The 22,824-nt window shown below is 39.3% G+C and carries 24 protein-coding genes; 20 read left to right on the plus strand and 4 right to left on the minus strand.

Annotated features, from left to right (window positions below; genetic code table 11):
• Complete coding sequence (locus tag T8I65_RS00695; protein WP_322301606.1) at window positions 1-981, plus strand: DUF4837 family protein; 981 nt, start codon at window positions 1-3, stop codon at window positions 979-981.
• Window positions 982-1,035: 54 nt separating this feature from the next.
• Here T8I65_RS00695 and T8I65_RS00700 read toward each other — a convergent pair whose 3' ends face one another.
• A complete protein-coding gene (locus T8I65_RS00700; RefSeq protein ID WP_026913640.1) occupies window positions 1,036-1,245 on the minus strand; it encodes a twin-arginine translocase TatA/TatE family subunit in 210 nt (69 codons plus the stop codon).
• A gap of 157 nt (window positions 1,246-1,402) precedes the next feature.
• Here T8I65_RS00700 and T8I65_RS00705 point away from each other — a divergent pair, with 157 nt between their 5' ends.
• The 7 genes from T8I65_RS00705 to T8I65_RS00735 are packed head-to-tail and all read left to right on the plus strand — an operon-like array spanning window position 1,403 to window position 8,638.
• The gene (locus T8I65_RS00705) at window positions 1,403-2,272 is read left to right on the plus strand and encodes a M23 family metallopeptidase (RefSeq protein WP_322301607.1); all 870 of its coding nucleotides are present in this window, start codon (window positions 1,403-1,405) and stop codon (window positions 2,270-2,272) included.
• Window positions 2,273-2,275: 3 nt separating this feature from the next.
• The gene (locus tag T8I65_RS00710) at window positions 2,276-3,769 is read left to right on the plus strand and encodes a GH3 auxin-responsive promoter family protein (protein WP_322301608.1); all 1,494 of its coding nucleotides are present in this window, start codon (window positions 2,276-2,278) and stop codon (window positions 3,767-3,769) included.
• 9 nt (window positions 3,770-3,778) lie between these two features.
• Window positions 3,779-5,467: a DUF6909 family protein gene (locus T8I65_RS00715; protein WP_322301609.1), complete on the plus strand. Its 1,689-nt coding sequence runs from the start codon at window positions 3,779-3,781 to the stop codon at window positions 5,465-5,467.
• Window positions 5,468-5,476: 9 nt separating this feature from the next.
• Window positions 5,477-6,019 carry a dTDP-4-dehydrorhamnose 3,5-epimerase gene (rfbC, locus tag T8I65_RS00720; protein WP_141876438.1) on the plus strand — a complete coding sequence of 181 codons (543 nt, stop codon included), beginning with the start codon at window positions 5,477-5,479 and terminating at the stop codon, window positions 6,017-6,019.
• On the plus strand, window positions 6,016-6,867 hold the full coding sequence (gene rfbD / locus T8I65_RS00725; protein WP_322301610.1) for a dTDP-4-dehydrorhamnose reductase: 852 nt from the start codon (window positions 6,016-6,018) through the stop codon (window positions 6,865-6,867). Before rfbC ends, rfbD begins: the two co-directional genes overlap by 4 nt.
• 9 nt (window positions 6,868-6,876) lie before the next feature.
• On the plus strand, window positions 6,877-7,866 hold the full coding sequence (locus tag T8I65_RS00730; protein WP_322301611.1) for a UDP-glucuronic acid decarboxylase family protein: 990 nt from the start codon (window positions 6,877-6,879) through the stop codon (window positions 7,864-7,866).
• 1 nt (window position 7,867) lies between these two features.
• Window positions 7,868-8,638 (plus strand): glycosyltransferase family 2 protein, encoded by a 771-nt coding sequence (locus tag T8I65_RS00735; RefSeq protein WP_322301612.1) that lies wholly within the window; start codon window positions 7,868-7,870, stop codon window positions 8,636-8,638.
• Here the strand turns inward: T8I65_RS00735 and T8I65_RS00740 are convergent.
• Complete coding sequence (locus T8I65_RS00740; protein WP_322301613.1) at window positions 8,628-9,938, minus strand: phenylacetate--CoA ligase family protein; 1,311 nt, start codon at window positions 9,936-9,938, stop codon at window positions 8,628-8,630. The two genes, T8I65_RS00735 and T8I65_RS00740, sit on opposite strands and share 11 nt — an antisense overlap.
• 84 nt (window positions 9,939-10,022) lie before the next feature.
• Between T8I65_RS00740 and purD the strand changes: the two genes are divergently transcribed.
• Window positions 10,023-11,294: a phosphoribosylamine--glycine ligase gene (gene purD / locus T8I65_RS00745; protein WP_322301614.1), complete on the plus strand. Its 1,272-nt coding sequence runs from the start codon at window positions 10,023-10,025 to the stop codon at window positions 11,292-11,294.
• Here the strand turns inward: purD and T8I65_RS00750 are convergent.
• Window positions 11,286-11,513 carry a DUF6341 family protein gene (locus T8I65_RS00750; protein ID WP_295180392.1) on the minus strand — a complete coding sequence of 76 codons (228 nt, stop codon included), beginning with the start codon at window positions 11,511-11,513 and terminating at the stop codon, window positions 11,286-11,288. The two genes, purD and T8I65_RS00750, sit on opposite strands and share 9 nt — an antisense overlap.
• Before the next feature lie 43 nt (window positions 11,514-11,556).
• Between T8I65_RS00750 and T8I65_RS00755 the strand changes: the two genes are divergently transcribed.
• The 3 genes from T8I65_RS00755 (at window position 11,557) to T8I65_RS00765 (ending at window position 14,276) form a co-directional block, all read left to right on the plus strand.
• The gene (locus T8I65_RS00755) at window positions 11,557-12,480 is read left to right on the plus strand and encodes a DUF6427 family protein (protein ID WP_322301615.1); all 924 of its coding nucleotides are present in this window, start codon (window positions 11,557-11,559) and stop codon (window positions 12,478-12,480) included.
• 105 nt (window positions 12,481-12,585) lie between these two features.
• Window positions 12,586-13,194 (plus strand): DUF4254 domain-containing protein, encoded by a 609-nt coding sequence (locus T8I65_RS00760; RefSeq protein WP_322301616.1) that lies wholly within the window; start codon window positions 12,586-12,588, stop codon window positions 13,192-13,194.
• A gap of 2 nt (window positions 13,195-13,196) precedes the next feature.
• Window positions 13,197-14,276 carry a glycosyltransferase family 9 protein gene (locus T8I65_RS00765; RefSeq protein WP_322301617.1) on the plus strand — a complete coding sequence of 360 codons (1,080 nt, stop codon included), beginning with the start codon at window positions 13,197-13,199 and terminating at the stop codon, window positions 14,274-14,276.
• Here T8I65_RS00765 and T8I65_RS00770 read toward each other — a convergent pair.
• Window positions 14,273-15,322, minus strand: coding sequence for a ferredoxin--NADP reductase (locus tag T8I65_RS00770; RefSeq protein ID WP_322301618.1), 1,050 nt, complete (start codon window positions 15,320-15,322; stop codon window positions 14,273-14,275). The two genes, T8I65_RS00765 and T8I65_RS00770, sit on opposite strands and share 4 nt — an antisense overlap.
• Window positions 15,323-15,419: 97 nt before the next feature.
• On the opposite strand from T8I65_RS00770, the gene T8I65_RS00775 reads away from it, so the two are divergent.
• The 8 genes from T8I65_RS00775 (at window position 15,420) to atpE (ending at window position 22,771) form a co-directional block, all read left to right on the plus strand.
• Window positions 15,420-16,904 (plus strand): DUF5687 family protein, encoded by a 1,485-nt coding sequence (locus T8I65_RS00775; protein WP_322301619.1) that lies wholly within the window; start codon window positions 15,420-15,422, stop codon window positions 16,902-16,904.
• A 12-nt stretch (window positions 16,905-16,916) separates the two neighbouring features.
• Window positions 16,917-17,627, plus strand: a complete 711-nt coding sequence (locus T8I65_RS00780; protein WP_322301620.1) for an ATP-binding cassette domain-containing protein — start codon at window positions 16,917-16,919, stop codon at window positions 17,625-17,627.
• A 94-nt stretch (window positions 17,628-17,721) separates the two neighbouring features.
• The gene (locus T8I65_RS00785) at window positions 17,722-20,292 is read left to right on the plus strand and encodes a hypothetical protein (protein ID WP_322301621.1); all 2,571 of its coding nucleotides are present in this window, start codon (window positions 17,722-17,724) and stop codon (window positions 20,290-20,292) included.
• 12 nt (window positions 20,293-20,304) lie between these two features.
• Window positions 20,305-20,703 (plus strand): polymer-forming cytoskeletal protein, encoded by a 399-nt coding sequence (locus T8I65_RS00790; RefSeq protein WP_322301622.1) that lies wholly within the window; start codon window positions 20,305-20,307, stop codon window positions 20,701-20,703.
• The gene (locus T8I65_RS00795; RefSeq protein ID WP_322301623.1) at window positions 20,684-20,899 is read left to right on the plus strand and encodes an AtpZ/AtpI family protein; all 216 of its coding nucleotides are present in this window, start codon (window positions 20,684-20,686) and stop codon (window positions 20,897-20,899) included. Before T8I65_RS00790 ends, T8I65_RS00795 begins: the two co-directional genes overlap by 20 nt.
• The gene (locus T8I65_RS00800; protein ID WP_322301624.1) at window positions 20,899-21,282 is read left to right on the plus strand and encodes a hypothetical protein; all 384 of its coding nucleotides are present in this window, start codon (window positions 20,899-20,901) and stop codon (window positions 21,280-21,282) included. Before T8I65_RS00795 ends, T8I65_RS00800 begins: the two co-directional genes overlap by 1 nt.
• Window positions 21,283-21,415: 133 nt before the next feature.
• The gene (atpB, locus tag T8I65_RS00805) at window positions 21,416-22,516 is read left to right on the plus strand and encodes a F0F1 ATP synthase subunit A (RefSeq protein WP_322301625.1); all 1,101 of its coding nucleotides are present in this window, start codon (window positions 21,416-21,418) and stop codon (window positions 22,514-22,516) included.
• Window positions 22,517-22,540: 24 nt separating this feature from the next.
• Window positions 22,541-22,771, plus strand: coding sequence for an ATP synthase F0 subunit C (gene atpE / locus T8I65_RS00810; protein ID WP_026913619.1), 231 nt, complete (start codon window positions 22,541-22,543; stop codon window positions 22,769-22,771).
• Window positions 22,772-22,824 lie beyond the last annotated feature (53 nt).

Consider the following 22,824-nt stretch of genomic DNA (forward strand, 5'->3'; position numbering starts at 1 on the left):
ATGAAACGTAGTTTATTATTATTAGCCAGTATTTTCCTGTTTTTTGCCTGCGAGGAAAGTAAAGATCAAAAGAAAGACACCAGAATCCTATCAGATTCTTCCGGAAACATAAATCAGCTCACAGTAGTGATCGATAATCAAATGTGGGAAGGTGAAGTAGGTGAGGCCATAAGGACTAAATTCGCAGCGCCGGTAGATGGACTGCCACAGGAAGAACCACTTTTCAGCTTAAGCCAGATACCACCAGAAACTTTTACCGGGTTTGTACGTAACAGCAGGATCTTTTTAAAAATCGAAAATGGCAAACAAGGAATGGCCGTGGTAAGTGATGAGTTTTCCCGTCCTCAAAAAGGAATTGTACTACAAGGGGCAAATTCGCAGGATATCATTGATGTGATTGAGAAAAAGTCTGATACTATTATAGACATTCTTAAACAAACCGAACTTACAGAGAAACAACGCCGAATTAGAAAATCACTTTCAGATGATGTAGCACTGAAAGAGAAATTTGGAATAGATCTAAAATTTCCTTCAGCTTACAGATATGCTAAGGATGAAGATAAATTCAGCTGGATAAGAAAAGAGATCCCAAAGGGAAGCATGGAAATTCTTATTTACGAGGTTCCTATGAGTTCTATAGATAATGACTCCAGCGTAGTTGCAAACATCATTAAAATGCGTGATTCTATTGGAGAAGCGATGATCCCAGGTCGTCTGGAAAATTCCTATATGATCACTGAAAAAGCATATGCTCCATACTTGTTCGAATCTACAGTTGATGGCAAATTTGCTTATGAAACAAGAGGTACGTGGGAGGTACAAAATGATTTTATGGCTGGACCCTTTGTGAACTATGCTGTAAAGGATGAAGCGAATAACAGGTATTTGATCCTGGAAGGATTTGTATTCTCACCATCGAGGGCAAAACGGGATAATATCTTCGAGCTGGATGCTATACTGCGATCGGCAAAACTGAACTAAACTAAAAAAAGCCCAACTGAAAAGTTGGGCTTTTATATATTCTAAAATACCGGTTTACTTGTTCTCTTCCGGTACTTTTTTACTATCATCTGTAGTTGCAGGATTCTCATCATCCTTAGAAGCGTCTTTAAATTCTTTAATTCCGCTACCAAGGCCTCTCATTAATTCCGGGATTTTTCGTCCTCCAAAAAGCAACAATATTACCACTACAATCAGGATAATTTGTGGTGCTCCTATAGCCAAAGGCAAGATAAATGCGTTCATGTGTTATAATTTTGTTCTACAAACTTAACAAGAATAACCTAATATAAACGTTAAGAAGACAATAAATTGATGGATACCTCCTCACTAATAATAACGGTCATGGTCATTCAGGAATTCGAATTATTTTAATTTATCTTTGTAATACTCAATTACGGCTATGGCTGAAAACACAAAATCTAAAAAGAAGTTCGCTAAGAAACTGCTGCATAAGTACCGCATGGTGGTTCTTAACGAAGATACTTTTGAAGAAAGGTTCTCTTTTCGCTTAACAAGATTGAACGTTTTCGTAGCTGTTGGAATCTCAGCAATTCTTTTGATCGCTATGACTACCTTCCTGATTGCGTTTACACCATTGAGGGAGTATATTCCTGGTTATTCTTCCGCAGCATTAAAGGAAAAAGCTACAAATCTGGCATATACTTCAGATTCTCTACAAAACAGAATGCGTATGAACGACCAGTATTTGCAATCTATCCAGGATGCGCTACGAGGTGAATTTGATGTACAGCAACTGGACAGGGACTCTATTCTCAGCCAGCCAATCACAGACCTGGAATATCAGGAGATCAATCGCATCAAGGCCGATAGTTTGTTGCGTGAAGAAGTCGCTCAGGAAGATAAATATAATATCCTGCCAACAGCAACAGATAATATCAACTTTTCTTTGTTTCCGCCAGTAATAGGTACTATTTCTGAAAGTTATAATATCGAAAATAAGCATTATGCTATTGATATCGTAACCACGAGGAATTCACCAATAAAGTCGGTCGCAGATGGTCGCGTGATCTTTGCCGAGTGGACTGCTGAAACCGGGTATGTGATCATCATCGAACACAGTTATGGTTTGCTTTCGGTATACAAACACAATGCTTCACTAAGTAAAAGTCAGGGCGATATAGTACGATCTGGTGAGGTGATCGCTACTGCGGGTAATACCGGTGAATTTACTACAGGACCGCATTTACACTTTGAACTTTGGAACGAAGGAAACCCTGTGGATCCTTCAGAATATATTGATTTCAATTAATCTATGTCTATAAAATCTTTTGCTGCCGGGATCTTTGCTTCCTATGTTAGAAAAAAAATGAATAAATGGGCTGAGAATCCTCATGATACCCAAGAGAAAGTATTTCAGCAATTATTGAAAAAGGGCGCAAATACAAAATTCGGTAAGGATCACGATTTTCAAAATATCAACAATCATCAGGATTTTTCAAAGCAGGTTCCGGTAAGAGATTATGAAGAGTTAAAGAATTATATGGACCTGATGGTTTCCGGAGAAGAGAATGTATTATGGCCTGGAAAACCTTTGTATTATGCGAAAACTTCAGGGACCACGAGTGGAGCCAAATATATTCCACTAACCAAAGACAGTATGCCCACGCATATAGAAGCTGCCAGAAATGCCATTTTATGCTATATCCATGATACCGGGAATAGTAAGTTTGTGGATGGTAAAATGATATTCCTGCAGGGAAGTCCGGAGTTGCAGGAGAAAAACGGAGTGAAATTAGGCAGGTTATCGGGAATCGTGGCGCATTATGTTCCAGGCTATCTTCAAAAGAACAGAATGCCTTCGTGGGAAACTAATTGTATCGACGATTGGGAAACGAAAGTGGATGCGATCGTGGAGGAAACTGTACAGGAGGACATGTCGGTAATAAGCGGGATTCCGTCCTGGGTGCAGATGTATTTTGAAAGATTGATCGATAAGACAGGGAAAAAGGTAGGAGAGATTTTTCCAAATTTTGATCTGTTCATTTATGGCGGAGTTAATTACGAACCATATCGAGCCAAATTCGAAAAATTAATTGGCAGAAGGGTGGATAGTATTGAATTATACCCTGCTTCGGAAGGTTTTTTTGCTTTTCAGGATAAGCAGAATGTTCATGGTATGCTGCTTCAGCTAAACTCAGGGATTTTTTACGAATTTATTGAAGCAGATAAATTCTTTGAAGAAAACCCAGCACGTTTACTTCTGAAGGATGTACAGATTGGGGTGAACTATGTCATGATCATAAGTTCTACCGCTGGTCTATGGGCATATAATATTGGCGATACGATACAGTTCACTTCAGTAAAACCATATAGAGTCATAGTTTCCGGAAGGATCAAGCACTTTATTTCAGCTTTTGGCGAACATGTGATCGCTAAAGAAGTAGAAGAGGCCTTGCAGGAAGCAGTCAAAGATACGCAGGCTGCTATTAGCGAGTTTACGGTAGCACCGCAAATTAGTCCGAATAATGATGAACTACCGTACCATGAATGGTTTATAGAATTTGAAAAAGAACCTCAGGATATTAATCATTTTGCGGGAGTTATCGATAGAGCAATGCAACAGCAGAATTCATATTATAAGGATCTTATAGATGGAAGCATCCTTCAAAGGCTCAAGATCACTAAATTGCCCCCAAACACATTTCAGCAATACATGAAATCTATTGGAAAGCTTGGAGGACAGAATAAACTGCCAAGATTATCCAACGACAGGAAGATTGCTGATAAATTAAACGAGATCATATAAAACAAAACTATGTCAATATTAAAGTTACAGGGAAGAACAAGAGCTCAGGAAAGTTCAGGAGCAATTGAACGAATGTATATCACTATGAGACACCTTTTTAACCGTGGTTTTTATAAACCTATGGGTGTTTCCGGAGAAACTTTAAGGGAATCCTTACTTACATTACGTCCTGAAATTTACGGATCTATCGCGAATGAAAAAGCAGAACTGGAAGGTTTGCTATACGTTATAGATCGATTACCACACGGTATCGAAGAATGCAGGTTTATAAACCTAACCAGCGATGAAGGCTATGGGAATTCGCATTTCAAGCCTATTATACCGCCTAAAAGACGTAGAAACTGCTATAGGATCGATGATGAGCAAATGAACATTGAGATCACTCGTGGTCGCTCAGAGATCTATGATATCCTTACGCATCTTACTTTTCTATTTATAGAATCGCATAAGATCATGAAAAGAGTGATTATTGATGAAGACGGGAGCGTGAACCGGGACTGGGAAAAACTGGATTTTGCAGTAACCCAGAAAGATCCGCTTACACAATCACAGCGGGAAATAGCTCTTACCCATACCGCCAGTATCCTGGGAAGAACTTTTTCAGATATCAATAAACTTTATCCTAAATTCAGCACACCAGACAATCCAGACAGATTTCTTAGAGTGATCTGGTCTCTTGGAAAAATGGCGATCAAGGAAGCGGTTCAGAATGAAAAAAGAATTATCACTTTTAGCCCTGTGCTGCGGGAAAGACTGGGACATCACATTCACGGAGAAGTCTGGGCGAATGATATAAAGAGTTTTCTAACCAAAGAAGAACTTATTAAAAGACCAATTCATATCATCTCTGCGAATATGCACAGTGTCATGAACACTTTGTATACTCCGTGCGCTTTCAAAGCAGAATTAAAAAAGAAAAAACCCCTTGATATTTACGAAGAACTAAGTGATAGTGGCAATGGCAACCTTAGAACAAAGATCACCAAGTTTGCTCTGGACAACGGGATGACCTTTCTTGAAGATAAAAGCGGAACCAATATCGATGTGCAGATCTTTGATACTGCGCAACTGAAGGATGGTTTTCAAACCGATAAATTCGCTGATATAGATCTTTCAGAAAAACCGGTACTAGTGGTCATGGACTACGCCTTTGGTGAGCAGGCTTATGAAACTATGGATGAACTGCTTAAACCTTTTGATAACGACGGAAAAGAGATCAAACTCAATGTGAAGTCGGTTTCCATTATGGGGAAAGCGGGGATTCTTGAAGGTGGCAAGGGTGATATTATGATTCCTGATGCCCATTTATTTGAAGGAACAGCAGATAATTATCCTTTTGAAAACCAGTTAAAGAAATCTGATCTCGAAGGCCAGGGAATTAGCGTGGTAGATGGAGCAATGATCACTGTACTGGGAACATCACTGCAGAATAAGGATATTCTAAGATTCTTCCATGATTCTACATGGAATGTTTGTGGTCTGGAAATGGAAGGTGCACATTACCAAAAAGCGATACAGGCAGCTTCCAGATTACGAGGAAGTATTGATGAAGATGTTCAGGTAAGATATGCTTATTACGCATCAGATAATCCATTGGAAACAGGAAGTACACTTGCTTCTGGAGGACTTGGAACATCTGGAGTGAAACCAACCTATCTTATTACTGAAAAGATCCTGGAACAGATCTTCAATTCCTAAAAACCGTTTATGCAAATTGAAAAAACTCCGCTAAAAGATTGCCTGCTCATCAAACCTACCATGTTTGAAGATCATCGTGGTTTATTTCTGGAGACTTATCATCGCAAGAGGCTGGCAGAATTTAGTGGTATAGATGCTGAATTCGTTCAGGATAATCAATCTATGTCGCATTATGGTGTGTTAAGGGGACTGCATTATCAACAGGGAGAATTCGCGCAAACCAAGATCGTAAGAGTGATCCACGGGAAGGTTTTGGATGTGGTGGTGGATTTACGGCCAGATTCTCCAAGTTTTAAAAAGACTTTTTCTGTAATACTGGACGACGAGAATTTGTTTCAGCTTTATGTTCCGAAAGGTTTTGGACATGGTTTTGTAACGCTTTCCAAACGTTCTGTTTTTGCTTATAAATGTGATCACTATTATACTCCAGGCTCTGAAGCCGGAATTAGATACAATGATCCCGATCTCAATATCGACTGGAATTTTCCTGAAGATCAAATGATCTTATCAGATAAAGACAAAGAGCTTCCATTTCTAAAAGATGTATTTTGAAGAATATACTGGTAACCGGTGCAAATGGTCAGTTAGGTTCATGTTTTAGAAAGCATAGAAAAAAATATCCCGATCTCAACTTTGATTTCAAGAGCTCGCGCGAGTTGGATATTAGCGATTTTGCTGAAGTAGAAAAGTTATTCTCTTCGCGATCTTACGATTTCTGTATTAATGCAGCGGCTTATACCAATGTAGAAAAAGCAGAATCTGAGAAAGAGAAGGCATTCCAGATCAATGCTGAAGCGGCAGGTAAACTTGCAGAAGTTTGTGCTGCAAAGCAGGTTAAAATGATCCATTTCTCAACCGACTATGTTTTCGACGGAAGCAAAACAGAACCTTACCTGGAAACCGATGATGTAAATCCCATCAATGTTTACGGAGCCTCCAAATTAGCGGGAGAGCAACGGATCACTGAAGTTCTTGACGATCATTTGATCTTCAGAACGAGTTGGTTGTATTCAGAATTCGGACATAATTTTTTCTGCACGATCTTAAAAAAAGCTGCTGAAAAAGCAACCTTAAATATAACGACCACTCAGCTTGGTACTCCAACCAATGCCAACGATCTGGCCATATATGTTCTGGATGGTATTCAGAAAGAATCTTCAGCAACGGGCATTTACCATTATAGTAATCTGGGACAGGCGACCTGGTATGATTTTGCTAAAGAAATATTAAATTATTCAGGAAAAATTGATCAGGTTGTTCTAAATAAAACGGGATTTTTTAAGACCTTGGCACGAAGGCCCGAATATAGTGTGCTTTCCAAGGAAAAAGTACTAAAGGAGATCGGTGATATCAAGGATTGGAGGAAAAGTCTTTGGGACTTGATAGATGAGGTTGTTTAAAAACAGGATATGTCAAAAAGAATACTAATTACAGGAGCAGCAGGATTTTTAGGATCTCATTTATGTGACCGTTTTATCAAAGAAGGTTATGCTGTTATTGGAATGGATAATCTTATTACTGGTGATCTTAAGAATATTGAACATCTCATCAAGGAAAAGAATTTCGAATTTCATCATCATGACATTACCAAGTTCGTTCATGTAGCTGGTGATCTTGATTACATATTACACTTTGCCTCTCCGGCGAGTCCTATAGATTATTTAAAAATTCCTATACAAACCTTGAAGGTTGGTTCCTTTGGAACCCATCATTGTCTTGGTCTGGCAAAAGAAAAAAATGCCAGGATTCTAATTGCTTCCACTTCCGAAGTTTACGGAGATCCTTTGGTACATCCGCAGAATGAAGATTATTATGGCAATGTGAATACTATAGGACCTCGAGGAGTTTATGATGAAGCAAAACGTTTTCAGGAATCCATTACCATGGCCTATCATAGATTTCATGGTCTGGAAACAAGGATCGCAAGAATATTTAATACATATGGTCCGCGAATGCGACTAAATGATGGTAGAGTGATTCCGGCCTTTATAGGTCAGGCATTAAGAGGCGAGGACCTTACCGTTTTTGGAGATGGTTCTCAAACACGTTCTTTTTGTTATGTTGATGACCAGGTAGAAGGCATTTACCGACTTTTACTTAGCGATTATTCCGACCCCGTAAATATTGGAAATCCCGATGAGATCACCATACTTGATTTCGCCAAAGAGATCATTAAGCTAACCGGAACAGAACAGAAGATCATCTTTCAGGAGTTGCCGCAGGATGATCCATTGCAACGCCAGCCCGATATCACGAGAGCGAAGGAAATTCTGGGGTGGGAACCTCAAGTTTCAAGGAGCGAGGGTATGAAGATCACTTATGACCACTTCCGAAGTATGAGTAAAGAGGAACTGGATAAAAGAGAGCACAAGGATTTTTCAGCACATATTAGACGATAGAATGAAGGAGGGACTGGTGTCTGTCATAATGCCCGCTTACAATAGCGAAGCTTATATTGCTGATGCGATTCGTTCTGTAATTTCCCAGACTTACCACGACTGGGAACTGCTTATTGTAAATGATGCTTCCAAAGATTCCACTGTACAGATCCTGCAGAAATTCGATTCCGAAGAAAATAGGATCAGGGTTTTTACCAATTCGACGAATAAAGGTACCGCATATTCCCGAAATAAGGCGATTGAGGCTGCAGAGGGACAGTATATTTCATTTCTTGACGCAGATGACCTCTGGAAGGAGAATAAGCTTGAGAGGCAGCTAAAGGTTCTTTCCAAGGCTAATGTCGCGGCTTGTTTCTCCAGTTACCAGTTAATGCATGAATCGGGCAACGAAAGTAATATCATCATTCAGGCCTTGCCAGTGTTAAGTCATCGAAGATTGCTTAAAGCAAATTATGTTGGGAACTTAACAGGTATTTATAATGCTGGGCTGTTGGGAAAGATCTATGCTCCAGACCTTCGGAAGCGCCAGGACTGGGCAATGTGGCTAAGAGTTATTGAAGAAGGTGGACCCATGGAAGGAATCTGGGAATCACTGGCCTATTATAGACTTCGGAAGAATTCAATTTCAGGAAATAAACTGGAAATGCTGAAATATAATTACAAGGTTTACCGGCTTGTTGGTTTTGGCAGAAGAGCATCGCTTAAGAAAATGCTTATTTTTCTGAATGAGCAATTCTTCGTAAAATCGAAACAGAAATTAACTATTGAATAAGCGAGGTAAATTGTTTTAGTTTCCCGCTTTTTGTACGTTTTAGCACCTCATTTTTCTGAAAACTAATCTTCAGATCTTTTCCCACATACATTTCGATCGCCTTCATAATACCTTTTTTCTGATGCTCAGAAAGTTCGATATCGCTCACATAATCTATATGAAATGTATCCAGTCTGGTTTGGGTAATAATAAATTCCCTAATGTTCCCGCTGTCTTCTATAATGGTTTTAGTGACATAATAAAAGGTTAGTCCTGGAACTACTTTACCATCTGGTAAGCGGGCAATGTCATTCGTACGACCTACTAATTGTTCCAGAACTGGCTTTTTTCGCGTACTTCTGGTAGATAAAGACCCGGTATCTCCAATATCGTAACGTATCATTGGGTGAGCATAATTATATAGTGCTGTGATAACGATCCGGCCTTCCTCACCATAGGGCAATATCCTGTCATTTTCATCAAGAATTTCTACGTAAAGATCTTCAGAATTTACGATCCAGTGATGGTTAGGATCCTCGAAAGCAATAAGTCCAACTTCGCTGGCACCGTATTCATTGATCACTGGAACTCCCAGAACATTTTCTATTAGTTCCTTGTCTTTTTCGAAGAGTCTTTCAGAAGTAACAATACATATTTTTAGACTTGGACAAAGATCCTTCAGTAGGATTTCGCGATCCTTCAAAAATTTTGCGAATAGCAGGATGGCACTGGTGTAACCATTAAGATAATTGAAATCTGCTTTTTTAAAACGTTCCAGAAAAGATTCCATTTTTTGATCACTAAGATCAAAAATATTGAACCTCCGCCTCAGGCTTATTCTGTCTTTTAATCGTTCCTGCACATTTCCGAAGAAATCAAGAGGAATTCCGTAGAAACGAGCCTGTAATGAGGTGTTAAGATCGATGCCATACCAGGAGTAGCGATCCTGAAAACCAGCCCAACTCAAGGCATGAGCAAACCTGTTCTTGGCAAAAATAAAGGGATGCCCACTGCTTCCTGAAGTTTTCCCCACATAAGCCGACTTCGTTGTATACGTAGAACTCAACCTGTCCTTGAGCGGTTGTTGCAGATCTGATTTTTTCATGATCGGGACTTTGCTCCAATCGTCAAAACCTTCCCATTTAAAAAAGTCGCGGTAAAAATCGTTATGCTGAATATGATAGTCCAGCAATAGATTTCTCTGCCGGTATTGATACTTCTCATATTCGGCTTCGGGGATGTTCTTAACCTCCTTTAGTTTTTTCTGAGCCCGCTGAATAGGGAATTTATTGAGTTGTAAAGATAATCTGAACCAATCCAAGTGTAGAAGCGCTTTTTTAACGAATTTATTGGTGCTTCAATGTACAAACATTTATTTTTGATGCAACAATTAAAATTTGAAGCTATGAATATTCTCATTCTTGGTTCCGGTGGTCGCGAGCATACTTTTGCCTGGAAGATTGCCCAAAGTGATCTATGCGATAAACTTTATGTAGGACCCGGGAATGCCGGTACAGCAGCTATTGCCGAAAACCTGGATATCAATCCGATTGATTTTGCACAGGTAGGAAAAGTGGCCCTGGACAAGAATATCGACATGATTGTGGTGGGTCCTGAAGATCCTCTGGTAAAAGGAATTGTGGATTTCTTTAAGAATGATGATCAATTAAAGCATATTCAAATGATCGGGCCTTCACAGCGAGGAGCTTTACTGGAAGGTAGTAAGGAACGTGCCAAGGAATTTATGGCTCTTTACAATATTCCTACTGCTGCTTATGAGAGTTTCAGTTTTGAGAGTCTACAGGCAGGGAAACGTTTTCTGGAAACTTTAAAACCTCCGTACGTGTTGAAAGCCGATGGTTTAGCCGCAGGCAAAGGGGTGCTTGTTATTAAAGATCTGGACGAAGCTAAAAAGGAACTGGAAAACATGCTTTCAGGGAAATTTGGTGCGGCTAGTGAGAAGGTAGTGATAGAAGAATTCCTTGATGGGATCGAATTAAGCGTATTTGTATTAACCGATGGTGAGAATTATAAGATTCTTCCAACGGCAAAAGATTATAAAAGAATAGGCGAGGGGGACACCGGGCTTAATACTGGCGGTATGGGAGCAATTTCACCTGTACCATTTGCAGATGAAACGCTAATGAAAAAAATTGAGGACCGGATCGTAAAACCAACGGTGAATGGTCTTAAAGCTGAAGATATCGATTACAAAGGCTTTGTTTTTATAGGTTTGATCAAGGTTGGAGATGAACCTTATGTGATCGAGTATAATGTTAGAATGGGTGATCCTGAAACTGAAGTCGTATTACCAAGAATAAAATCTGATCTGGTTTCATTACTGGAATCTACTTGGAAAGGTGAACTAAATACTGCAAGTCTTGAAATTGACAAGCGGTCTGCGACAACGGTGATGCTGGTATCTGGAGGTTATCCAGAATCTTACGAGAAAGGAAAGCCTATCACAGGACTGGAAAAAGTTACAGAATCTCTCGTATTCCATGCAGGAACGAGTAGAACTGCAGAAGGAGTTGTAACTAGTGGTGGCCGCGTAATTGCGGTAAGTTCCTTTGGGGATGATTACAAACAGGCACTAAAAAAATCTTACCAAAGTGCAGAATTGTTGCAATTTGATAAGATGTATTTTAGAAAGGATTTAGGTTTTGACCTATCCTAAGAATGAATGTGAAGTAGATTCTCTGTTTTCTTCGTTATTATCGTTAAAGGTTTTTAGCTGCTTCATCCAGTAAAGAAAAGCAAGAAAACCAATAGCCATAAAGATCCAGTTCAATCCATTGGCAAGAAACCAGGAATCAAGTTCCAAAGCTCTCAATTCGTCTAATGGAGCAAGGAGTAACTCAAACAAATCTTCTATTCCTTCAAAAAAATCTTTCATGATCGTATCATTAATTGTGACTACAAAAATATAAAAACTACCAATGCTAACAAGCTTTTTTAGCAAATCCAAACCTATTAACCTTACAGTGATCGTTCTGCTATTGGTGATCTTTTATACCGGCGTGAACTTTTTTCACTGGGAAAATGGTTTTGAGATAGTGGATTTACTGCAAAAGATTGGCGTTTTGGGCTTACTCGTTCTAAGTTTATTCGTGCTAAATTTTATAGCAAAGAAAAATGAACTCACTAAGCGGAGTGCGTATAAAACCCTGCTTTTTGCAATTTTCGCGATTAGTTTTAGTGAACTTCTGGCCAATACGCCGGTAATCATTTCCAATCTTTGCATCCTGCTGGCCTTACGGAGAATCATTAGTCTCAAATCACATAAATTTGTACAGCAAAAGATCTTTGATGCAACTTTCTGGATCGCCATTGCCACACTTTATAATTTCTGGTCGGTATTGTTCTTTTTGCTTATATTTTTCGCGATTCTCAATTTTGCTTCTGCTTTTAAGAACTGGCTGGTTCCCTTTGTATCTTTTTTGGCGGTAGCCATCCTTACGGTAACTTTCCATCTACTCGCTTATGACGATTTCTACACCTTAATCGACTGGTTTCAGACCAGTAATTTTGACTTTAGTCGTTATAACGTAGCGTCGATATTAGTTCCATTAAGTATTATTCTGGGTTTGCTTTTCTGGACACTTATTCAATATTTCAGTGCGATACAGAAGGCAAGCATTACCAGAAGACCGGTCTTAAGCATGATCCTGTTCTGCCTGGTTATTTCTATTGCTGTTGCGATCTTTGCGCCGACTAAAAATGGAAGTGAACTTATATTCTTCTTCGTACCTCTTAGTATCATTGCTTCTAACTATTTTGATAGTAAGAAGGATCGCATATTCAAGGAAATACTACTGGCAGTGCTAATTCTTATGCCATTTATCCTGGTTTTCCTGGGTTAAACCATTTCCTTCAGATTCACCGGAATCTCTTTATAAAAATAATATCTTTGCAAAACCTGAGCATTTCAGGCCAGTTTGCATTCAATTTATATTAAAAACAACTTTATGTTTTCAGATAAAGCCAATACTATTTTTAGAGAAGTGATCGAACTCTATCATGAGAAAGATAGCGTAGAACAGGATTTCAAAAATCCTTATGATGCTGAAAAAAACCTTCTGGAACATTTACTTTTCAGAAAATGCTGGATAGATACCGTTCAATGGCATTATGAAGATATTATTCGCGACCAGAATATTGACCCGGTTGCAGCATTAACTTTAAAGCGTAAGATCGATGCTTCCAACCAGGACAGAACCGATACAGTAGAGTATATTGATAGTTATTTTCTTGAGAAATATAAGGATGTAAAAGCAAACACAGATGCCACGATCAATTCTGAAAGTCCGGCATGGGCGATCGATCGTTTATCTATTCTGGCGCTGAAGATCTATCATATGAACGAAGAAGCACAGCGTACAGATGCTTCAGAAAAGCACCAGATGGCCTGTAAAGCCAAGTTGGATATACTTCTGGAACAATGTGTAGACCTTTCTACGGCGATCAATCAGCTTCTGGAAGACATCGAAAAAGGTGAAAAGTACATGAAAGTGTATAAGCAAATGAAGATGTATAATGACGATGAGCTTAATCCTGTTCTAAGAGGTAATAAGTAGAAATGAAAGATCAGTATAGCAATCAGCATCCATCAACTTCAGAAAATAAACATCTGTTGGTGATTCGTCTTTCTGCCATGGGAGATGTGGCGATGGTGGTTCCTGTTTTGAGCATTCTGGTTAGAACCTATCCACAGCTTACAATTACGGTACTTACACGTTCTTTCTTTTTTCCGCTATTCAGTCATTTGCCAAATGTGCGGCTCTATGAGGCAGATGTTGATGGCGTTCATGAAGGTGTTCTGGGGCTTGGTACCCTGGCCCGGGAACTTCGTGATGAGGAGATCGATATGGTCGCAGATCTTCATGATGTACTTAGAACCAATGTTTTACGTTCGGTTTTTTATTTCTACGGAATTCCTTTCGAACAAATAGATAAGGGCAGAGCTGAAAAGAAAGCTCTTACACGGGAGACCAACAAGATTTTCAAGCAGCTTAAAACAACCCATCAGCGTTATGCAGATGTTTTTGAAAAACTAGGATACCCGATAGATCTTTCCAATTACACAGCAGCTGCAAGGAGGGAAATACTTCCCAGAATTTCTGATGTTACCGGTAAACGGAAAAAAGTAAAATGGCTTGGAATCGCACCATTTGCCCAGCATATTTCAAAATTTTATCCGGTGGATCTTATGGAACAGGTGATTTCCAGCCTTTCTTCGGAGGCAAATACAAAAATCTTCCTGTTTGGAGGGGGGGAAAAGGAAAAGAAACAGCTGGAAGAATGGGAATCCAGATTTGAGAATTGTGTGAGTGTGGTTGGTAAGCTGAGGTTTGCGGAAGAACTAAGCCTTATCTCTAACCTGGATATGATGTTATCCATGGATAGTGGAAATGCTCATATCGCAGCGATATTCGGGATTCCGGTTCTAAGTATCTGGGGCGTTACCCATCCTTATGTGGGATTCGCTGCATTTAATCAGCCTATGGAGAATTGTATCTTACCGGATCTTGAGAAATATCCAAAGATCCCAACTTCGGCTTATGGCAATAAAGTTCCGGAGGGCTACGAAGATGTTATGCGAAGCATTCCTCCGGAAGTGGTAGTATCTAAAATTCAGCAGCAGCTGAATAATTCTTAAACATCATCAAAATCTACTTTTAGCGTAGAAGTGGTTGGATGCGCCTGGCAGGTAAGAATAAAACCTTCCTCGATCTCTGCATCTGTTAAGATCTGGTTTTTACTCATTTCAGCTTTACCTTCAGTAATTCGAGCCATACAGCTACTACAAATTCCGCCCTGGCAGGAATAAGGCACATCGATATCTTCTTCCAGAGCAACATCAAGAACCACATCTTTACGATCCATAGAAAAGCTATACTCTTCATCATCCACTACAATCGTTACTGAAGTTTTTCCATCAGTATCTCCCTCGATCACTTTTTCTTCTGAAGTGCTTGTAAACAATTCGAATTTGATCTGCTCATCACGAACATCGTTCTTCTTCAATACTTCAGTAACGTGATCGATCATTTTTTTGGGTCCGCATAGATAGAAGGTTTCGAAATTGCGATCCTTGAATTTATTCTTCAGGATATAGTTTACAGTACTTGTTTCGATTCTTCCGAATTGTGCATTTTCTTCACGTGTACGGCTGTAAATAAACTCTACGAAAAGCCTTTCCGGAAACTTAGATTGCAATTCCAGCAACTCCTTAAAAAAGATCGTATCGTCTACAGATTTATTTCCATAGGTTAGCACAAACCGACTTTCGGGTTCCTGTTCTAATACAGATTTGATGATGGAAAGCACCGGCGTGATCCCGCTACCTGCTGCAAAAGCAGCATAATCCTTAGCGGAATTACCAGGTTCAAAAACAAATTTTCCTTCCGGCGGATGCACCTCCAGAATATCTCCGGCTGTAAGTTTATTGTTTGCGATCACTGAAAAGCTACCGCCTTCTACTTCTTTTACGGTTACCTTGAAATCTTCAGAAGCAGGAGCAGAACAAAGAGAATAGGCTCTTCTTATTTCCCCATTTTCAGCATCATATTTGATAGTGATATACTGCCCGGCCTTGAATTGGAACTCTTCTTTCAAGTTTTCAGGAATATCGAAAGATAAACTCACCGCCTGGGAAGTTTCACGAATTATTTCCTTTATTTTTAGCGGGTAAAAATTACTCATTTTTTAATATTTGGGCGTAAAAATACAAAGTATGAAGCTTTTAAAAATGTAACAAAAGTTTAAATTTCTCTACCTATCTAAATAAACAGCAGATTTTATGTTTAGTAAATTTCTCTGGCTGGAATGGAAATCATTCACAAGGTCGGCCAGTTTTGGAAAAAGTCTGGGATTAAAGATCCTGATGATATTCCTGGCGCTCTATTTTTCGGCCATGTTTTTATTTCTGGGCGTAGCATTACTTCCGCTGCTTAAGGAATCTTTTCCAGAACAGGATCCATTGGCGATCGTGAATAGATTTGCTTTGACTTATCTAGGCTTTGAGTTCATTTTCCGGTTTATGTTGCAAAGCCTACCGGTGATGAATATCAAACCGCTTATGGTAATTCCTGTATCGAAGAAAAAAGCGGTCAATTACATACTTCTTAAATCTCTATACTCATTTTATAACATTTTGCCATTGCTCTGGATCATTCCCTTCGGGCTGGTGAGTATCCTGAAGTATGATTACCCTGCCTGGAATGTTATAGGCTGGATGCTTGGGTTTTACGCACTTGTTTTATGTGTGAACTATTTCAATTTTATTGTCAAGAAGAAGTTCAACGAAAGTCTTAAGCAATTAATTCCGGTTATTATAGGGGTGGCAATTCTGGGTGCTTTGGACTACTATGGTATTTTCGATATTGGAAGTTACTTTGGTTCGACCCTCGATTATTTATATGACCAACCGTACTTAGCAGTCATTCCTTTCATTTTACTGGTTATTCTTTATCAGTGGAATCTTTCAGACTTAAGGAAAAAATTCTATCTGGACCGTGACTTAAAAGCCAAATCTAAGGAAGTGAACACCCAGGATCTTGGTTGGACCCGTAAATTTGGAAGTATTGCACCTTTCCTTCAATTAGATATTAAACTTATTCTTCGGAATAAAAGAGCGAAAACAACCATTTTCATGTCTCTTCTGCTGTTGTGCTATGGGCTCATCTTCTACCCGAACGACGCCTATCAGGACATGCCAGCATTCTTTCTGTTTGTGGGTATTTTTATGACCGGTGTATTTATGATGAATTTTGGTCAATTCGTACCATCCTGGGATTCGTCCTATTACTCCATGATCATGTCTCAAAACATACCTATGAGACAATACCTGGCTTCTAAAATGGGATTAATAACCGTAAGTGTGGTGGTATTGTTGATTCTTACAACTCCCTATATCTATTTTGGATGGGAAGTGGTTTTGCTGAATATTACCGCCGCGATCTATAATATTGGAGTGAACGTTCCTATGCTAATTTTTGCCGGAAGTTTCAACATAAAGAGCATCGATCTTGACAAAAGTCCGGTGATGAATTACCAGGGAATGGGTGTTTCACAATGGCTCGTTGGAATTCCAGTTATGGCATTTCCCGTCTTCATTTTCTGGCTGGTAAATAAATTCATAAGTTATGAAGTTGCCGTGGGAACCATTGCTGGATTGGGTATTATCGGGATCCTTATGCGTCCGGTACTATTAACTTACCTTACACAGCGCTACCGAAGACGTAAATATGTAACGATCCAGGGATTTAAACAAAAAGGAGAATAAATTTATAGGAATATGATCACAGCAACCAATCTTTCAAAAGTATATAACGGAAACAAAGTGCTTGATATCGAGCATCTGGAAATTCCTTCAGGACAAAATTTCGGACTCGTAGGTAACAACGGTGCGGGTAAAACCACATTTTTTAGCTTGCTGCTGGATCTTATTCAGCCCACTTCCGGAAATATCTTTAATCAGGATATAACGGTGAGCGAAAGCGAGGACTGGAAAACTTTTACTTCTTCCTTTATCGATGAAAGTTTCCTTATTGGTTACCTGACTCCAGAAGAATATTTTTACTTTATTGGAGATCTCCGGAATAGAAATCGGGCAGATGTAGACTCATTCTTAACGCAGTTTCAGGATTTTTTCAATGAAGAGATCATTGGTCGCAAGAAATATCTTCGGGATCTTTCAAAAGGAAACCAGAAAAAGGTAGGAATCGTAGCCGCATTGATCGGTGATCCTGAAGTGGTTATTCTCGACGAACCATTTGCAAACCTGGATCCAACCACACAGATCAGATTAAAAAAAATACTGAAAGAACTTTCAAATACCTCTGGAACCACTGTCCTCATTTCCAGTCATGATCTTATTCATGTTACTGAAGTTTGCGAAAGAATCGTTGTCCTGGATAGGGGAGTGCCGGTTCGTGATATAACTACTTCCGAAGCTACCCTGAAGGAACTGGAGGATTATTTTTCCAGTGAGATCGTTGAGGCCTAGTAATTGCAGCTATTGGACTTTGCAAAAAGAAGTTTACTTTTACATACTAAACCAGCTGTATCAAAGTTATTCATGATACCATAAAAGGTTCATATTGAATACGTTTACCCGAATTTCACTGTTTTTACTAACTGCCGCGGCAATTCTTAGCTGCTCCAGGAAAAAGAACTCTTTTGTAAACCGAAATTATCACGCGATCACTTCGGAATATAATACGCTGTACAATGGTGGTCTGGCCTTTGAAAAGGGAAAAGAAGAGATCAACCAGAATTACGCAGATAATTACTGGGATATTCTACCTGTTGAAAGACTTGCTCTTGATGAAAATATCGTCCTACCAGATAGCATTAGAAATCAGAATTTTGGTATAGCTGAAGAAAAAGCGGTCAAAGCTATTCAGAAGCATTCCATGCAAATTGGAGGCAAAGAGCGAAATCCTCAAATCGATGAAGCTTATTTGCTCCTTGGGAAATCCCGGTATTTCGATCAACGTTTCGTCCCTGCGCTCGATGCATTCAACTACATTCTTTACCGTTATCCTGCCAGTGATAATATAACTCACGCAAGGATCTGGCGAGAGAAAACAAACATCAGGTTGGGAAATGAAAAACTGGCGATCAAAAACCTGAAAAAGATCCTGGATTCAGATAAACTAAATGATGAAGATGTAGCCGATGCCAGTTCAAGTCTTGCGCAGGCTTATATCAATTTACAATATATTGACAGTGCTGTAGTCCCATTACAGAACGCTAGTGAATTCACCAGTAATAATGCTGAAAAAGGTCGTTATTACTATATTCTTGGTCAGCTCTATGATCGAATGGATCAATCGGCAGCCGCAAATGCTTCTTTTGATAAAGTAATAGACCTGAAACGCAAGTCTCCCCGAATTTACCTGGTGAATGCTCATATTCAAAAAGCAAGGAATTTTAATTTTCAGAATGGTGACCGTACCCAACTACTGGCGCTTTTAAGAGATCTGGAAGAAGATCGCGAAAACCGACCATTTCTCGACAAGATCTATTTTCAGATTGGAGAGTATTACAATCGTTTAGATTCCGTAGAAACCGCTGTGGATTATTATAATCGCTCTTTAAGATCACCATCAAGCGATATTTTCCTGAAATCGATCAATTATGAGATTCTGGCGAATATCAATTTTGATGAAGCAAACTACCAGCAAGCCGGTAAATATTTTGATAGTACCTTGACCTATATGTCTCCAGATCTACTGGAGTTCAGGACCATCAGCAAAAAACGAGAAAACCTTGCCGATGTGATTCTTTACGAAGAGATCGCTGAGGAAACAGATAGTATTTTGAGGCTCGCGAACATGAGCGAGGAGGATAGATTGCAGTATTTTACGACTTATACAGATACATTAAGAGCACGCGCTGTCAAAACCATGGAGTCTGGAGAATTACCTGCTTACACAGCAGGGATAGGACCAAGAACTAATTTTCCACAAACGAATAATATACCAGCTTCAGCTTCGGTGCCGCCAGCAGGTGACTTTAATAGTGGAAATACTGGTAACATTTTTTACTTCTATAATCCAATACGGGTTTCCCGGGGCGCGCAGGATTTTCTCCGCACATGGGGAAGCAGGGAACTCGCCGATAACTGGCGCTACGGCAGCCGTGCTATGAATCAAAGTACGGTAAATGCTGAAGAGCGATTGATGGATATCAACCTGGACAATGATCCAATCTACGATCCCCAAACCTATCTTGCACAAATCCCTACAGACGCTTTAGTTCTGGATAGTTTGTCTTCTCAACGAAATCGTGCAAATTATCAACTGGGAGTGATCTATAATGAGAAGTACCGTGAGTATGCACTTGCAGCGAACAGGTTGGAGTTTATGCTGAATAGTAATCCACAACAGAGCCTGATCCTTCCGGCGAAATATAATTTGTATTCGGTTTACAAAGCTCAGAATCGTGTAGATGATTTACGAAGACTGGAACAGGATATACTGCAGAATTATCCAGATTCGCGATATGCCGCTTTTATCAGAAATCCCCAGAGCGTTCAAATGGATGAAAGCAGTCCTCAAAAAATCTACGAACAATTATATAGAAAATTTGAAGAACAGAATTTTGCTGAGGTTATAGAGCAATCAGACGCTTATAGATCTCAGTATAACGGTAATAGTATCTTGCCTAAGATAGAATTACTGAAAACACAGGCGATCGCAAGATTATATGGAATCGATGCTTATGAAAATTCCCTGCAATATGTGGCTGCAAACTATCCGCAATCTCCGGAAGGTCAAAAAGCACAGCTATTATTGAATACTGCTATTCCATCCCTTAAAAACCTGGAGTTTGTAGCCGATAGTACTCAGACTAATTTTAAACTGGTGATTGCTTTTTCTGAAAGTGAAAATGTTTCTGCAGATTCTTTAAAAATTCAGATTGAAGAAAAATTAGAAGAATTAGACTACAGGAAAATACAAACTTCACGGGATGTTTATAATGCTGAGCAGACGTTTGTTGTTATACATGGATTAAGCTCAAGATCTGCAGCACAAGGATTTCTGGAGCTACTTCAGAAGGATAAGAAGATTAAAATTGAATCGGAAGCTTTTGTCATGTCGGCAGAAAATTATAGAATTGTACAAATTAAGAAAAATTTAAGAAATTTGTCAGATCTTAATTAAAGCACTACTATTATGTTTTCAGATACCAAAAAGTCCAGAAGCTCTGCAGATCAGCGTGAGCAAAATCGTATTGCAGCAGGAACAATTATAACCGGTGAGGTCTCTGGAAAAGGATGCTTCAGAATAGAAGGCAAGCTAGAAGGTAGTCTTAAGACTACCGGAAAGGTTGTAATAAGTAAAGGCGGAGTGATAAATGGTACTCTGGAATGTGATAGCGCAGATATTGAAGGAAACTTTAATGGCAAATTGCTGGTAAAAGACGTACTTAGTCTCCGCGGTACGGCTCATATTGAAGGAGAAGTGATCGCCGGTAAACTTGCGGTAGAAACGGGAGCAGTATTTAATGCGACCTGTGAAATGAATGGAGGTATAAAACCTCTTAAAGCGAAAAATGAAAAACGATCAGCGTAACAAGTATCTGGGTTTTATAAATATAGCCTTTCAAATGGGGCTTCTCATAGCTGCCGGAGTTTTCGCGGGCATCTGGCTTGACAACAAGTTTCCGAACAAATTTTCTGTATATACAATTTCTCTATCTCTTGCCGGGGTGTTTATCTCACTTTACCTTGTTTACAGAGAGGTCAAAAATCTGAACGAAGACGAATAATGCAACAAAAGATCTTAGGTTTCCTCAAAGTATTTATTCCTTTTTTTATCATTTGCCTGCTAATACAGTTTGCACTGGTTAACCATCTATTCCAGCCCGTACTTTATTATTCTACATTTGCAATCTATGCTTTCCAGTTCATAGCAACACTCATTGTATACATTTTACTGGTTCTTGTACAGCAAAACTTTAGCGATAAAACTGGTTTTGCCTTTATGGGTTGCGGTCTTTTTAAGATGCTCGCTGCAGTTTTGTTTTTGCTTCCTATGATGCTGAATGGGACGCTTAATCCATTTCAGAGCTTAATCGCATTTTTTATACCTTATTTTATCTTTCTTGTTTTTGAAACTATTTACGCTGTAAAGCTTATAAACCTGAAATAAACTGCTGACTTTCAGTAAAATCATAAAATCGCAGGACAGGCAAAAAAAATATAACTGCTTCTTTCAGATAAAAATTAAAAGTATACCTTTGCACGGAAATTTAGAGCCCACAATTTTAAGTAGATCAGGTAGTATGATAGCACAGAAATCTTTAGTGATTAGCTTGTACTTTACATTGGCCTTAGCCATTTTCCCAGCCTTTACCTTTGCTCAGGAGCACGGAGAGGAGCATTCCGATCTTCAGGAAGCTGAAGAAGAGTTTAACGCAACAGAGATGATTTTGCATCATATCGGTGATTCTCACGGTTGGCATTTCTTTGGTTCCGGAGACAACTCGTATACATTGCCTTTACCGGTTATTCTTTATACGGAAAACGGTCTGGTAACTTTTATGTCTAGTGAATTTCACCATGATACTGAAGGTCATCATGTAGTTGAAAAAGACGGAATGCGTTTTGTAAATCTTCATGAGGATATTTACAGGCTTAATGATGGTGCAACCGCTGTGGAGCTTGACGCTGAGGAGCATCCGGTAAACGCTTCTAAACCATGGGATTTTTCTATTACAAAGAACGTTGCGGCTATGCTGCTTACAGTGATCTTAATGCTGTTGTTTTTCACAAGCCTGGCCAGACATCATAAAAAGAATGCACATGCGCCAAAAGGTTTTAATAATATTCTTGAGACACTTGTGATTTTTGTTAGAGATGATATCGCGATTCCACAATTAGGAGAAAAGAGATACATGAAATTCATGCCTTTCTTATTATCGGTATTCTTTTTTATCTGGATCACTAACTTACTTGGTCTGTTACCAGGAGCTGCAAACGTTACCGGTAATATTGCTGTAACCGTTTCACTTGGTTTATTTACACTTGCCTTAATATTAATCAATGGTAATAAGGATTTCTGGAAGCACACATTATGGATGCCGGGAGTTCCTACTTTTGTAAAACCAATTCTTGCAGTCGTGGAACTTGCAGGGGTATTTATTAAGCCTATCGCGCTTATGATTCGTTTATTCGCGAATATCACGGCAGGGCACATTATTATCCTGAGTTTGATCGGGTTGATCTTTATCTTAGAAAATGCAGGTATCGCCGGAGTTTCGGTTCCGTTTGCCTTATTTATAACAGTACTGGAATTGTTAGTAGCATTCCTACAAGCGTTTATTTTTACAATGCTGTCTGCCCTGTTTATCGGGATGGCAGTTGAGGAACATGAACATCATTAATTTTAATTATTTAATTCTATTATTATGGAGTATTTACACATTGGACTTGCAGCTTTAGGAGCTGGTCTTGCAGTTGTTGGAGCCGCTATCGGTGTTGGTAAAATTGGTGGTTCTGCCATGGATGCTATCGCACGTCAGCCAGAGGCTGCTGGGAAAATCCAGACTGCTATGATTATTGCTGCTGCACTTGTAGAAGGTGTTGCACTTTTTGGAGTGGTAGCTGCTTTGCTAGGGGTACTTACTGTACCGGCATAGTCCTGAATTTAAAAAGATCTGTTCGTAACGGTTGGTTACGAACAGATCTTAAT

The organism is Christiangramia sp. OXR-203 (genome assembly GCF_034372165.1).
In the GTDB taxonomy this organism is placed as follows: domain Bacteria; phylum Bacteroidota; class Bacteroidia; order Flavobacteriales; family Flavobacteriaceae; genus Christiangramia.